9 protein-coding genes, 2 tRNA genes and 2 rRNA genes are annotated in these 14591 nt (G+C 59.9%); 7 read left to right on the top strand and 6 right to left on the bottom strand.

What is annotated here, in order from left to right; genetic code table 11:
* Positions 1–32 precede the first annotated feature (32 nt).
* From L0U82_RS31110 to L0U82_RS31095, 4 genes are all read right to left on the bottom strand, one after another.
* Positions 33–2135: an FUSC family protein gene (locus tag L0U82_RS31110; protein ID WP_233837037.1), complete on the bottom strand. Its 2103-nt coding sequence runs from the start codon at positions 2133–2135 to the stop codon at positions 33–35.
* A 6-nt stretch (positions 2136–2141) separates the two neighbouring features.
* Positions 2142–2789: a MarR family winged helix-turn-helix transcriptional regulator gene (locus L0U82_RS31105; protein ID WP_233837036.1), complete on the bottom strand. Its 648-nt coding sequence runs from the start codon at positions 2787–2789 to the stop codon at positions 2142–2144.
* Between the two features lie 182 nt (positions 2790–2971).
* Positions 2972–4630 carry an ATP-binding protein gene (locus L0U82_RS31100; RefSeq protein WP_233837034.1) on the bottom strand — a complete coding sequence of 553 codons (1659 nt, stop codon included), beginning with the start codon at positions 4628–4630 and terminating at the stop codon, positions 2972–2974.
* A 3-nt stretch (positions 4631–4633) separates the two neighbouring features.
* The gene (locus L0U82_RS31095; RefSeq protein ID WP_233837032.1) at positions 4634–6148 is read right to left on the bottom strand and encodes an ATPase domain-containing protein; all 1515 of its coding nucleotides are present in this window, start codon (positions 6146–6148) and stop codon (positions 4634–4636) included.
* Positions 6149–6431: 283 nt separating this feature from the next.
* Between L0U82_RS31095 and L0U82_RS31090 the strand changes: the two genes are divergently transcribed.
* Positions 6432–6872: a hypothetical protein gene (locus tag L0U82_RS31090; protein WP_233837030.1), complete on the top strand. Its 441-nt coding sequence runs from the start codon at positions 6432–6434 to the stop codon at positions 6870–6872.
* 92 nt (positions 6873–6964) lie between these two features.
* Here L0U82_RS31090 and L0U82_RS31085 read toward each other — a convergent pair whose 3' ends face one another.
* Positions 6965–7603: a histidine phosphatase family protein gene (locus L0U82_RS31085; protein WP_233837028.1), complete on the bottom strand. Its 639-nt coding sequence runs from the start codon at positions 7601–7603 to the stop codon at positions 6965–6967.
* Positions 7604–7861: 258 nt separating this feature from the next.
* Here L0U82_RS31085 and L0U82_RS31080 point away from each other — a divergent pair, with 258 nt between their 5' ends.
* On the top strand, positions 7862–8083 hold the full coding sequence (locus tag L0U82_RS31080; RefSeq protein ID WP_233837026.1) for a CbtB domain-containing protein: 222 nt from the start codon (positions 7862–7864) through the stop codon (positions 8081–8083).
* A gap of 11 nt (positions 8084–8094) precedes the next feature.
* Positions 8095–8835, top strand: coding sequence for a CbtA family protein (locus L0U82_RS31075; RefSeq protein ID WP_233837024.1), 741 nt, complete (start codon positions 8095–8097; stop codon positions 8833–8835).
* Between the two features lie 370 nt (positions 8836–9205).
* Here the strand turns inward: L0U82_RS31075 and L0U82_RS31070 are convergent, their stop codons facing one another.
* On the bottom strand, positions 9206–9478 hold the full coding sequence (locus L0U82_RS31070; RefSeq protein WP_233837023.1) for a hypothetical protein: 273 nt from the start codon (positions 9476–9478) through the stop codon (positions 9206–9208).
* 59 nt (positions 9479–9537) lie between these two features.
* On the opposite strand from L0U82_RS31070, the gene L0U82_RS31065 reads away from it, so the two are divergent.
* The 4 genes from L0U82_RS31065 to L0U82_RS31050 all read left to right on the top strand — a co-directional run bounded on the left by L0U82_RS31065 (position 9538) and on the right by L0U82_RS31050 (position 14542).
* Positions 9538–11068: ribosomal RNA gene (locus tag L0U82_RS31065) — 16S ribosomal RNA — on the top strand.
* Positions 11069–11143: 75 nt separating this feature from the next.
* Positions 11144–11220, top strand: a tRNA-Ile gene (locus L0U82_RS31060).
* Positions 11221–11291: 71 nt separating this feature from the next.
* Positions 11292–11367 (top strand) — tRNA-Ala (locus L0U82_RS31055).
* Between the two features lie 295 nt (positions 11368–11662).
* Positions 11663–14542 (top strand): 23S ribosomal RNA (locus tag L0U82_RS31050).
* The 16S and 23S rRNA genes sit together here with 2 tRNA genes alongside, the layout of an rRNA operon.
* The last annotated feature ends 49 nt before the right edge of the window (positions 14543–14591 follow it).

The following is a 14591-nucleotide window of genomic DNA, read 5'->3' as shown; positions in this document are numbered from 1 at the left end:
AGCGTAAACGGCGGGACGAACGACAGGAGTGGTCACGTGGCGGCCTCCGGTTCGGTCGGCGTCGGTTTCGTGAGCGTGGCCGGAAACAGCGAAAGACGCAAGCCGACCAGCGCGTGCAGCGCATCGCGCAACTGGCGCGCGGAAGTCGGCGAGGTCTCGGTCGGCGTCGCGGCATTCGCGAGCCCTTGCACGGTCACGCGCGCGACGGCTCGATCGATCGACGCCATCAGACTTGCCGGCACCGGCTCGCGCCGATGGCTGTTGATACAGCTTTCGTAGTATGTACGCACTCCATCGAGCACATGCTCGATCGCATCCGGCACTTCGCCGCTGAGCTTGCGCATGAGGCGCCGCAAGTCCAGCGCATTGAATGCGATGCGCAGATCGCGGAAGCTTTCGATCGACGGATGACGATGATCGTCGGTGGCGCTGACACGCGGGATCAGTTGCATCAGACGGTCGAGCATGCGCGCGGCGAGATTGCGCGGATCCTCGATCGGCTCGGTCGACGCGGTGAGCGCGACGTCGGCCCAGCTCGAACGCAACAGCCGCGCCGCGGCGAGTTCGGCACCGAACGGGCGCGTCACGCGAGTCCATAGATACGCATACAGCAGGCCGGCGAGGCCCGCGAGATTCGCGTTCATGAACGTCAGGAAGTTTGCGTCGTAAGCATCCTGAATGCTGATGAATGTCGCGGTATTCACGGCGACCAGCACCGTCACCATGTTGAATTGCGGACGCGGAATCAGCGTGCCGACCAGAATGAACGGCGCCGCGAACAGGATCACCAGCATCGGAAAGTCGTGCACCTGCGGCAGCACGACGAACAGATAAAGACCCGCGGCCACCACGCTGACGCCGGTCGCGAGAAAGAAGCGGAACACGAGCGGCGCGGGTTCGTCGAGCGCGGCGAAGAAGCAGCAGGCCACTGCCGCGAGCGTGACCGCGCTCGCACCGTCGTTCCAGCCCGAGCTGATCCACAGCACGCACGCGAGGATCACCGCGGCGCCCGCCGACACCGTCGCGAACAGCATCATGCCGCGATCGTAGAAGCGCTCGGTGCCGCCGAGCCGCCAGTGACGGAAGTGCGGCCGCCACGACCCTTCCTCGCGCGTGATGATGATGCGCAGCGAGCGGCAGTCCTGCCACACGTCGATCACCTGCTTCAGGCGCCACAGCGCGTTCGATAGCAGCGCGCCATCCCAGTGCGCGAGCGCGGCGGCGGGCGGACGCATCACGGCGATGCGTTCGCGCAGCGCGTTGGCGGTTTCGTCCGGGTGATAGCCCTCGCTGACGGCGGGCAGCGGCTGGTTGAACCACTTGATCACATCGGCGAGCAGCGCGTCGAGCCCTTCGGGCCAGCTGTCCTTGCCGTTGTTGTAGAGCGCGAGCAGCGGGTCGGCGAGCGATGACATCATCGGCAGCAGCAACTGCATGCGTCCGCGCAGTTCGTGTGCGCGCGCAAGCACGTCGGGCCGCGTGTGATCGTAGGCCAACTGGCTCAGCAGCAGTTCGAGACCGTTGATGGTGCTGGCGATCCGCTGCCGCGCGCCCGAGATCGCCGTGCTCGCGATGCGGCCGGACAGCGTTTCGCTCGCATAGAACGCCGCATCGCGAAACCATGCGTCGGTGCGCTCGATGATGGTCGGCGCGAGCCGGCTCGGAAACAGCGCGCTGCCGACGATGCTCGCGCACACGATGCCGAGCGTGATTTCCTCGGTGCGGCTGACCGCGAGATCGAAGATGCCGGCGGGATTCGTCACCGACGGCAGCGCGATGATCGGCATCGTATAGGCGGACAGCATGAACACATAGCTGCGCGCGGTGCGGTCGGACACCGCGAAGTAAAGCATCGTGCCGACCCATGTCGCGACGATCACGCTGAACAGATACGGCGATTCGACGAACGGCGGCACCAGCAGCACCGCGCCGGCCGCGCCGAGCGCGGTGCCGAGCGCGCGATAGATCGCCTTGGAACGGGTCGCGCCGACGAACGGATTCGACACGATGTACACGGTGGCCATCGCCCAGTATGGCCGCGGCAATTCGAACGCAAGGCCGATGTACAGCGCGAGCATCGCGGCCGCGAAAGTCTTGACCGAGAACAGCCAGTCGCGAAGGGTGGGATAGACCATAAACCGTTACGCGGATTCGGCGTTGTGCGATGCCGTTGCGCGGGCGCCGCGTTTGGTGGACTTGCTTGCTGTAGCAGTGCGGCGGGGTTTGGCGGCGGTGTTGGCGGTGGGTTTGGCGGTGACTTTGGCTGTTGCGCTGGTTTTGCGAACCTGGCCGGTTTTGGCCGCGCGCGGTGCGCGTTTTTCCGGCGCCGCGCGTTTCACCGTGCTGTCGCGCTTTGCCGGCTCGTCCGACGTAAATGCCGCGAACACCCGCAACGCGGCTTCCAGATCGCCGCGCGATACACCCTTAAGCGCTTGCGCGCGCAACGTAACCAGTTCCTCTTCCATCTGCGCGGTGACGGCGCGGCCTTCATCGGTCAGCACGACGGTTTTCGCGCGGCGGTCTTCGGGATCTTCGTCGCGGCGCATCAGGCCGGCCGCGCATAGCTGGTCGAGCAGCCGCACGAGCGACGGCCCTTCGATACCCACGTGATCCGCGAGCGTGACCTGACGCACCGCCGAGCCGAGACGACTGGCGATCAGAAGCGGCGTCGCGCACGCTTCCGAAACATTGAATGCCGACAGCACGTCATGACTCGTGCGCCGCCATTTTCTGGCGGCGACGACCAGCGTGCTGCTGACGGTGCGGCGCAAGGCCTCGAGATTCGACATGGCCGGTATTGTATTTCCAAAAGATTCGTTAGCAAACTATTGAATCGGAAATGACTACCGTGCCCGCGAAGTGTGCGGTACGAATGCGACAGTGGCGTTAAATCGGCGCCGGCTGCGTTTGCTTACAGTCTTGTTGGCTCGTGCATTGCGCGCCTTATGTGGCCAACTTTATGTAGCCAACTTCATGCCGCCAGCACGAGCCGCACCGTGCGCGCCAGATCGTCGAGCTGGAACGGCTTGCGCAGGATCGTGCAACGCTTGACTGCAAGACCCGTGATATCGACGTCCGCGTAGCCGGTTGCGAGTATCACCGGCAAATCGGCGCGCAGCTTGCGGGCTTCGGAGATCACGTCGATGCCGTTCATGCCGGGCATCGCGAAATCGACCATCAGCAGATCGGGATGGTTGTCGCGCAAATGCTGCAGGCCGGTTTGCCCGTCGGCGGCCTCGGTCACTGTATAGCCGAGCATGCGCAACGATTCAACGAGCATTGCGCGCACTTCGCCGTCGTCTTCGACGACGAGTACGTGTTTGTCGCCGGTGGCGCTTGCTTCGGCGCCGGCTTCCGCCTCGATCGGTCTCGCCACGCGCTCGCGCCATGGCAGCCAGATCTGCACCGTGGTGCCCACGCCTTCCTCGCTGAAGATGCGCGCGGCGCCGCCCGCCTGCCGCGCGATGCCGTACACCTGGCTCAGGCCGAGCCCGGTGCCTTTGCCGACTGGCTTGGTCGTGAAGAACGGATCGAACACGCGTGATACGACTTCCGGCGGGATGCCCGAGCCGGTATCGGTGACTTCGATCACCACGTAACGGCCTTGCCGCAGCGTTTCATCGGGGGCGTCATGCGTCTTTACGCGAATGTCGAGCTCGCCGCCGGCTGGCATCGCATCGCGCGCGTTGATCGCGAGATTGAGCACCGCGAGTTCGAGCTGATTGGCATCGGCCTGCGTCCACATTTCGCTGCGCTCGAATTCGTTGCTATAGCGAATACCCGAGCCGAGCGATACCGCGATGATGTCGCGCATGCCTTGCAGCAGCGCGGCCACATCGACTGCTTTCAGATCGGGATTGCTGTTGCGCGAGAAGGTCAGCAACTGGCCCGTCAGTTTCGCGCCGCGTTCGGTCGCGCGTTTGACGGTGGTCGCCATGCCGCGGATGCGCTCGTCGCTGCTCACGCGCGCGATCAGCTCCGCGTTGACCATGATCACGTTCAGCAGATTGTTGAAGTCGTGCGCGATGCCGCCGGTCAACTGACCGAGCGCTTCCATCTTCTGCGACTGCACGAGCACTGCTTGTACCTTCGCGCGTTCGTGGATCTCGGCCATCAAGCGGTTGTTGGCGGATGCGAGTTCGTGCGTGCGCGCGGATATGCGGCTCTCCAGCGAATCGTTCAGTTGCACGAGCGCGTTCTGCGCGTCGATGCGATCGGACAGCAGGCGCCGCGATTCGTATTGTCGCGAGCGCGCTCGCAACGACGACGTGACCGCGCGGCGCAACGTCTCCGAATTGAGCGGACGTTCGAGCACGACCACGTTGCCGAGCCGCTCCAGTACCTCGAGTCCGCGTGCGGAGCGGCGGGAGAGACTCGGCGCGGCGAGCAAGATAAACGGAAAGTCCGACCATGCGGGCTGCCGTTCGAGCCACGCGAACAGGTTCATTGCATGTCCGTTCGCGAGCGCTTCCTCGGTGAGCAGCGCGGTGCCGGCGCCGGCGTCCAGCTGGGTAGCGAGCGCGCCGGCGTCGCCGCATGCCATGCACTCGCGCGCGTCGTTGTGCAGGACCGCCGCGATCACATCGGCATCTCGCCCGAACGGCGCGAGGATCAGGACGCGCTGTTCCATGGTCTAGTGTCCGGATGTATCGATGAGCGCGCTCGACGCGCCGAGCATTGCAGTGCTGCCGCGATACGCGGGCAAGCCTGACAGTATTCCCTCGAAGTCGCGCAGCGCTTCGCCGACCTCGACACCCTGGGCGCCGAGCCGGAACTGATGGATCGTGTGCTCATGCTCGTTCGCGCGGCTCTTCACGGTGGTCACCGCCGTCAGCACCTCGCCGTGATGCTCGAAGTAGCGGAATAGCACGACCACGTCGCTGAGATAGCTGATGTCGATGTCGGTTTGCACTTCGCCGATCACGCCATGCTGGCCGAGCACCAGCATCGTGATCACGCCTTGCTGGTTCAGATAACCGAGCAGTTCATGCATATGCAGCAGCAGATAGCGCTCGCCGGGCATCGCTTGCAAATACGCGTTCAGGCTGTCGACCGCGACGTAGCGCACGCCCTGTTCTTCGACTGCGTAGCGCACGTCGTTCGATAGTTGCCCCGGCGAGATTTCCGCCGGATCGATCTGGCGCAGCCGCAGCAGGCCGCTTTCGATATGCGGTTCGAGCGGCATGCCGAGCGCCGCGCAGCGGCCCATCAACGTAGCGAGTGTTTCGTCGAACACGTAGTAGGCGCAGCGCTCGCCGCGCGCGAGCGCCGCGATCAGACACGACACCACCGTGGTGGTCTTGCCGACCCCCGACGGACCGATCACGAGCGCATTCGTACCGGGGATCAGGCCGCCGCCGAGCAGCGTGTCGAACCCCGGCGTGCCGGTGCTGACCGGCCGCGTCCCGAAGTCGCTGTGATGCTCGGCCGCGACGAGGCGCGGGTAGACGCGCAGGCCGCCCGTGTCCAGCGTGAAGTCGTGGAAGCCCTCGCGGAATTTGATGCCGCGCATCTTGACGACGCGCAGCCGGCGCCGGTTGCCGCCGTAATCGTGCGCGACGTTGTCGAGCCGGATTACGCCATGCACGATGCTATGAAGTTGCACGCCGGCCGGATCGGACGACATATCGTCGAGCAGCAGCACCGTGCATTCGCGCGTCGAAAAATGGCGCTTGAGCGCGAGAATCTGCCGGCGATAGCGCAGCGGATTCTCCGACAGCAGCCGCAATTCGGAAAGACTGTCGAGCACGATGCGCGCGGGCTTCAACCGGTCGGCCTGCTGGATCACGTTACGGATGCTTTCACCGAGTTCGACTTCGGCCGGATGCAACACGGTTTGCTCGTACTGCGGCTCGAGCCCCTGCTCGGGCATCTGTTCGAGGATCGTAAAACGGCTCAGATCCCAGCCGTGGCTCTCGCCGATCGCAAGCAGCTCGGCACGCGTTTCGGACAGCGTGATGTAGAGGCCCGATTGCCCTTCTTCGAGGCCCTTGAGTAAGAATTGCAACGCGAGGGTGGTTTTACCCGTGCCGGGTGAGCCTTCCACCAGGTACATGCGGTTCGGCGTGAAACCGCCGCCGAGAATGTCATCGATTCCTTCGATGCCCGAGGCAAGACGGGCGGCCGGGGTGGCATGTGTGGTCGACATGATTTTTGGGCGCGTATGGCAATTGTGAGTAGGGCGTCCTCGGTTGCGTCTACGGGCCGCCAATGGGCGGTGACTTCCGTGGGGCGGAGTGGACACGCAATTTGCGTGCCGACTGGCGGCTGGGCGCTAGCGGTTACGTGGACACGTGTGGCATGTAGCGTGCTGTTGTCGGTTCGAGGTCTTCTGCACGTTCCGTACCTCACGCCTTTCGCATCTTTCGTAGCGCGAGCGACATACCGCCGACGCGTTTCAAACTTTCTAACTTCAAACCTTCACGCCGAACATGAGACCGTATCGACTCTCTGCTCTCGCGCTGGCCACGGCATCGTTGTGCGTGCTGTTGCCGTGCAGTGCGTCCGCCGACGATTCGCCGCGCCCCTGCGCCGCGCTCAAACGGATCGTGGCTGCCGCGCCCGACGGCTTCGCGTCACTATCGCCCGACGATGGCAAAGGTGTCGCGCAACCCTATGGCGATGACGCGCAATGCGCGACCGCGCAGCACGGTTTCCAATGTTCGTGGACGCCGCATCAGGCGGCCGGCTCGAACGTCGACGCGTTGCAGGCGGTGGCCGCCGATATCGCGTCGTGTCTACCCGATGCGACGCATGATCAGAATTCGCCGGCACGTCAGCACTTTTATCTCGGCGCGAAGGACCGACGCACCGAGATCACGTTGACGCCGCAGGGCGCAAATCGATTGCGGCTCGTGGTGTCGGGGAAGTAGCGGGTGGGGCGTGGAAGGTGTTTGTCGTGAGGTTGCGCGTTGCGTCGCCGTTGCGTTTTTTTGCGGCGGCCACGCTGCATCGGCTGACTTCTTCAAACGATAGCGGCAGGCCACCATGTCCAGCCGCGTCGCGAGCGGCGTAATTCGACGACCGATAGCGGCGCGATCTCGATGCGCGAAAACACCGCCGGCGATGCGCCGAGCGCGTACACGATTGCGGCTCGCAGCAACGGAGCGTGTGTGACGGCAACTATCGTGCGTACGTGGGTCGATGTGTCGGGCTTCGCTTCGCTTTGCCCGCTTTCCTCGTTTGCCGCATTGCTTGCGGTGTCATTTAGCTCCGCTGTGTCGAGCCATGTGCCGACTCGCCGCACGAGCTGACTGAACGACTCTCCACTGGGCGGCGCTGCGTCGGGCTCGCGCGTCCACGCGGCGAGTTCGCGCGGCGCTTCGGCGACAATCTCCGCGAGACGTCTTCCACGCCAGTCGCCGTAGTTCATATCCGCCAACGCATCGACAGACGCTGCGACGAGGCCGAGCGCCGCGGCGGTCTCGCGTGCGCAGACGGCCGGGCTCACGAATGCGATGGCGTCAGTGGGAAGTGCAAGACGTGCGCGCGCGGCTTCGGCTTCGGCGCGGCCGCGTGCGTCGAGCGGGTCGTCGGCGGGGAAGCGTCCCGCGCGCTGCGCGGGCGTCGCCGCGCGGCTTATCAGTAGCAGTCGCGTATCCATTGTGTGTTTTCAGATTGCTGTGCTGCCCGGCTTGACGGCTTCGCCAGCAGGCCGCGAACGTCGATGAAGCTATCACGGCCGCTGGAGTTTAGCGCGTAGAATGGTGGCGCTGCGAAGCACGGAAGCCGGTGAGAGCCCGGCGCGGTCGCGCCACTGTAATCGGCATTGCAAGTCAAAACAGCCGAAAGCCAGACCTGAGCTTCGCACCATTCCCTAGCAATCTATTTTCGGGGCGCGTTACCCCAGGAGATGTCCATCATGACCGAAGCTGTTTTCGATCCCGCTGCGCAGCCAGCAGCCCAGCCCACACCGATCCCTTTGCGCGAATTGCTGCCGTGGGTGGTGTTCGGCGGTTTGCTGTTGTTGCTCGCGCTTTACTTCGTTGGTGCGGAAGAGGGTGCCACGTCGCTCGTGCCGGGTATGTACGTGCATGAGTTCGTACACGACGGCCGCCATCTGCTCGGCTTCCCCTGCCACTAACGGAGCCTGACATGGTAGGCAAATTGTTGGTGCGCGGGATGCTCGCGGGCATCGTCGCGGGCTTGCTCACGTTCACGTTCGCGCGAATCGTGGGCGAACCGCAGGTCGATCAGGCCATTTCATTCGAAGAGAAAGCCGCCGCCGCGCGCGGCGAGGCACCCGAACCCGAACTCGTGAGTCGCGAGACGCAAGCCGGTTTCGGCCTGCTGACCGGCGTGGTCGCGTATGGCGTGGCGTTTGGCGGACTGTTCTCGCTGGTGTTCGCATACGCATATGGACGGGTGGGCGCATTGAGTGTGCGCGCGTTGTCCGCGTGGCTCGCGCTCGGCGCGTTTATTACGCTGGTGATCGTGCCGAATATCAAGTATCCGGCCAATCCACCTTCGGTCGGTGACCCGGAGACGATCGGCACGCGCACGGGTCTGTTCTTTCTGATGATTGCGATTTCGCTGGCGACGATGGTGTTTTCGCTGAAGGTGCGCCGCCGTGCGGTCGCGAAGCTGGGCGCGTGGAACGGATCGATTGTCGCGGGGCTCGTGTTCGTCGTGATTATCGCGGCCGTGCAGTTGTCGATGCCCGTCATCAACGAAGTGCCCGCGACGTTCCCCGCGGTATTGCTGTGGAAATTCCGGGTCGCGGCGATCGGCATGCAGGTCATCATGTGGACGACGATCGGGCTGCTGTTCGGCGCGCTGGTCGAGCGCAGCGCGTTGATGCGTACGAATGCACGCGTGGTGATTAAGTCGGCATGAGGTTGATAGCGAAGCGTGATTGCGCAGGCGGTCACGCTTTGCTCGCAGTGAGCGAGAACCTTTTTATTTCAAGTGCTTGGCGCGGTTGTGGAGCGGTTATCCACAGGCTTGTTCCCATTTTCTGTGGAAAAGTCTGCGGAATAGCTTTCATGCTTCCTCCGATTGAGTACTTCAGAGTACTTCTTGTGCTTTTCTGACTGGCAGTACTTTTGCATTGCATCTCTCCAGTACGGGTGTGCTTCGCATGAGTCAGTGTGCGCGCGGCTGCCAGCTTCATTGCCAGTGGGCCTTTTCTTCCGACACTCCTTCAATTCTTCTCGGCTCGAGCGAGTGAGATGTTCAGCTCATTTGCGTCTCTTTCCGAGAGTGCTTATTTTTTGTGCTCCACAATTGTTTGAAAAATAAATGACAGAAGGGGTTGACGGGGTACAGGCCGCATCGCATAATTCGCCTCCCGTTTGATGACGGACGCGAAGAAAGCAGAGCTTTCAAGCAAATGTTCTTTAAAAACTAACAGCCGATAAGTGTGGGCGCTTGATGCGGAATGCGCAGCCGGTTCTTCGGGGCCGGCGATGGCAAAAGTATCAGAAGCCTCACACAGTAATTGAAGGAAGGTTTGCCTGTTGAAAGACAGGCTGATCATCGTCAGTACGTTGAGTGAGCGACCGGTTTCTAACGAAACCGAAAAACAGTAACAGGTTTGAACTGAAGAGTTTGATCCTGGCTCAGATTGAACGCTGGCGGCATGCCTTACACATGCAAGTCGGACGGCAGCACGGGAGCAATCCTGGTGGCGAGTGGCGAACGGGTGAGTAATACATCGGAACGTGTCCTGGAGTGGGGGATAGCCCGGCGAAAGCCGGATTAATACCGCATACGCTCTGTGGAGGAAAGCGGGGGATCTTCGGACCTCGCGCTCAAGGGGCGGCCGATGGCAGATTAGGTAGTTGGTGGGGTAAAGGCCTACCAAGCCGACGATCTGTAGCTGGTCTGAGAGGACGACCAGCCACACTGGGACTGAGACACGGCCCAGACTCCTACGGGAGGCAGCAGTGGGGAATTTTGGACAATGGGGGCAACCCTGATCCAGCAATGCCGCGTGTGTGAAGAAGGCCTTCGGGTTGTAAAGCACTTTTGTCCGGAAAGAAAACTTCGGGGTTAATACCTCTGGAGGATGACGGTACCGGAAGAATAAGCACCGGCTAACTACGTGCCAGCAGCCGCGGTAATACGTAGGGTGCGAGCGTTAATCGGAATTACTGGGCGTAAAGCGTGCGCAGGCGGTTCGTTAAGACAGATGTGAAATCCCCGGGCTTAACCTGGGAACTGCATTTGTGACTGGCGGGCTTGAGTATGGCAGAGGGGGGTAGAATTCCACGTGTAGCAGTGAAATGCGTAGAGATGTGGAGGAATACCGATGGCGAAGGCAGCCCCCTGGGCCAATACTGACGCTCATGCACGAAAGCGTGGGGAGCAAACAGGATTAGATACCCTGGTAGTCCACGCCCTAAACGATGTCAACTGGTTGTCGGGCCTTCATTGGCTTGGTAACGTAGCTAACGCGTGAAGTTGACCGCCTGGGGAGTACGGTCGCAAGATTAAAACTCAAAGGAATTGACGGGGACCCGCACAAGCGGTGGATGATGTGGATTAATTCGATGCAACGCGAAAAACCTTACCTACCCTTGACATGTACGGAAGTCCGCTGAGAGGTGGATGTGCCCGAAAGGGAGCCGTAACACAGGTGCTGCATGGCTGTCGTCAGCTCGTGTCGTGAGATGTTGGGTTAAGTCCCGCAACGAGCGCAACCCTTGTCCCTAGTTGCTACGCAAGAGCACTCCAGGGAGACTGCCGGTGACAAACCGGAGGAAGGTGGGGATGACGTCAAGTCCTCATGGCCCTTATGGGTAGGGCTTCACACGTCATACAATGGTCGGAACAGAGGGTTGCCAAGCCGCGAGGTGGAGCCAATCCCAGAAAACCGATCGTAGTCCGGATCGCACTCTGCAACTCGAGTGCGTGAAGCTGGAATCGCTAGTAATCGCGGATCAGCATGCCGCGGTGAATACGTTCCCGGGTCTTGTACACACCGCCCGTCACACCATGGGAGTGGGTTTTACCAGAAGTGGCTAGTCTAACCGCAAGGAGGACGGTCACCACGGTAGGATTCATGACTGGGGTGAAGTCGTAACAAGGTAGCCGTATCGGAAGGTGCGGCTGGATCACCTCCTTTCCAGAGCCCGCGTGTTCTGACATCGAAGCGCTCACGCTTATCGGCTGTAGTTAGAAGAAGATCAGACAGACTCAGGGGTCTGTAGCTCAGTCGGTTAGAGCACCGTCTTGATAAGGCGGGGGTCGATGGTTCGAATCCATCCAGACCCACCAGTGCCTGTCTGTGGTGCTGGCTGAAGACCCGCTGGGGCTGAACGGATGAGGTATCTGTCTGTTGCATGACTGGGGGATTAGCTCAGCTGGGAGAGCACCTGCTTTGCAAGCAGGGGGTCGTCGGTTCGATCCCGTCATCCTCCACCAATCCTCAATGCCAAGGGTTCAGCATGAAGCGATGCTGAGTACTTCGCATTGGCGATTGAGCCAGTCAGAGCGATATGAGGCAACTCATAATCGGCTGTCGTTCTTTAACAATCAGGAAGAAGTAGTAAAGAGATTCACGAAAGCGTACTTAGAGATGGGTGCGTGAGTAGGTGAATCAGGGTTGTGATTGTATCGATGTATTTTTAAGTGATCGAAAGATCGCTTTGGAATACGGCGCAACACGAATACTCAACCTGTAGCGAGTGCGTCTCGAGATGAGACATACCCGTTATAGGGTCAAGCGAACAAGTGCATGTGGTGGATGCCTTGGCGATCACAGGCGATGAAGGACGCGGTAGCCTGCGAAAAGCTCCGGGGAGCTGGCAAACGAGCATTGATCCGGAGATGTCCGAATGGGGAAACCCACCTCTTATGAGGTATCCGTAGCTGAATACATAGGCTACGTGAAGCGAACGCGGTGAACTGAAACATCTAAGTAACCGCAGGAAAAGAAATCAACCGAGATTCCCAAAGTAGTGGCGAGCGAAATGGGATCAGCCTGTACTCTTTATTCTCATTGTTAGTCGAACGCTCTGGAAAGTGCGGCCATAGCAGGTGATAGCCCTGTAGACGAAAACAGCGGGAAAGAACTGGGTGTACGACAAGTAGGGCGGGACACGTGAAATCCTGTCTGAAGATGGGGGGACCATCCTCCAAGGCTAAATACTCGTGATCGACCGATAGTGAACCAGTACCGTGAGGGAAAGGCGAAAAGAACCCCGGGAGGGGAGTGAAACAGATCCTGAAACCGCATGCATACAAACAGTCGGAGCCTCGCAAGGGGTGACGGCGTACCTTTTGTATAATGGGTCAGCGACTTACATTCAGTGGCAAGCTTAACCGATTAGGGCAGGCGTAGCGAAAGCGAGTCCGAACAGGGCGTCCAGTCGCTGGGTGTAGACCCGAAACCAGGTGATCTATCCATGGCCAGGTTGAAGGCACGGTAACACGTGCTGGAGGACCGAACCCACTAACGTTGAAAAGTTAGGGGATGAGCTGTGGATAGGGGTGAAAGGCTAAACAAACCTGGAAATAGCTGGTTCTCTCCGAAAACTATTTAGGTAGTGCCTCGTGTATCACCTTCGGGGGTAGAGCACTGTCATGGTTGTGGGGTCCATTGCGGATTACTACGCCATAGCAAACTCCGAATACCGAAGAGTGCAATCACGGGAGACAGACATCGGGTGCTAACGTCCGGTGTCAAGAGGGAAACAACCCAGACCGCCAGCTAAGGTCCCCAAATATGACTAAGTGGGAAACGAAGTGGGAAGGCTAAAACAGTCAGGAGGTTGGCTTAGAAGCAGCCATCCTTTAAAGAAAGCGTAATAGCTCACTGATCGAGTCGTCCTGCGCGGAAGATGTAACGGGGCTAAGTCATATACCGAAGCTGCGGATGCATATTTATATGCATGGTAGGAGAGCGTTCCGTAAGCCTGCGAAGGTGCACTGGAAAGTGTGCTGGAGGTATCGGAAGTGCGAATGCTGACATGAGTAGCGATAAAGGGGGTGAAAGGCCCCCTCGCCGTAAGCCCAAGGTTTCCTACGCAACGTTCATCGGCGTAGGGTGAGTCGGCCCCTAAGGCGAGGCAGAAATGCGTAGCTGATGGGAAGCAGATTAATATTTCTGCACCATTGTGAAATGCGATGGGGGGACGGATCGCGGAAGGTTGTCCGGGTGTTGGAAGTCCCGGTCGCTGCATTGGAGAAGGCGCTTTGGCAAATCCGGGCGCAGGATTCAAGGGTGTGGCGCGAGCGACTTAGGTCGCGAAGCAACTGGAAGGGGTTCCAGGAAAAGCCTCTAAGCTTCAGTTTCACAGTGACCGTACCGCAAACCGACACAGGTGGGCGAGATGAGTATTCTAAGGCGCTTGAGAGAACTCGGGAGAAGGAACTCGGCAAATTGGTACCGTAACTTCGGGATAAGGTACGCCCTTGTAGCTTGACTGGCCTGCGCCAGAAGGGTGAAAGGGTTGCAATAAACTGGTGGCTGCGACTGTTTAATAAAAACACAGCACTCTGCAAACACGAAAGTGGACGTATAGGGTGTGACGCCTGCCCGGTGCCGGAAGATTAAATGATGGGGTGCAAGCTCCTGATTGAAGTCCCGGTAAACGGCGGCCGTAACTATAACGGTCCTAAGGTAGCGAAATTCCTTGTCGGGTAAGTTCCGACCTGCACGAATGGCGTAACGATGGCCACACTGTCTCCTCCCGAGACTCAGCGAAGTTGAAGTGTTTGTGATGATGCAATCTCCCCGCGGCTAGACGGAAAGACCCCATGAACCTTTACTGTAGCTTTGCATTGGACTTTGAACCGGTCTGTGTAGGATAGGTGGGAGGCTTTGAAGCTGGGACGCTAGTCTCAGTGGAGCCGTCCTTGAAATACCACCCTGATCTGTTTGAGGTTCTAACCTTGGTCCGTAATCCGGATCGGGGACAGTGCATGGTAGGCAGTTTGACTGGGGCGGTCTCCTCCCAAAGTGTAACGGAGGAGTACGAAGGTACGCTAGGTACGGTCGGAAATCGTGCTGATAGTGCAATGGCATAAGCGTGCTTGACTGTGAGACTGACAAGTCGAACAGGTGCGAAAGCAGGTCATAGTGATCCGGTGGTTCTGTATGGAAGGGCCATCGCTCAACGGATAAAAGGTACTCTGGGGATAACAGGCTGATACCGCCCAAGAGTTCATATCGACGGCGGTGTTTGGCACCTCGATGTCGGCTCATCTCATCCTGGGGCTGTAGCCGGTCCCAAGGGTATGGCTGTTCGCCATTTAAAGAGGTACGTGAGCTGGGTTTAAAACGTCGTGAGACAGTTTGGTCCCTATCTGCCGTGGGCGCTGGATATTTGAAGGGACCTGCTCCTAGTACGAGAGGACCGGAGTGGACGAACCTCTGGTGTACCGGTTGTCACGCCAGTGGCATCGCCGGGTAGCTATGTTCGGAAGAGATAACCGCTGAAAGCATCTAAGCGGGAAACTCGCCTTGAGATGAGATATCCCCGGGGCTTTAAGCCCCTTGAAGGGTCGTTCAAGACCAGGACGTTGATAGGTCAGGTGTGCACGTACAGTAATGTACTGAGCTAACTGATACTAATTGCCCGTAAGGCTTGATCCTATAACAGGTGTGTCTCGACAACCGTTAGTGCTTCAGCACTTACGGATGT

This window comes from Paraburkholderia sp. ZP32-5, from assembly GCF_021390495.1.
Lineage (GTDB): Bacteria > Pseudomonadota > Gammaproteobacteria > Burkholderiales > Burkholderiaceae > Paraburkholderia.
This window is presented reverse-complemented; position numbering and strand designations above follow the sequence as displayed.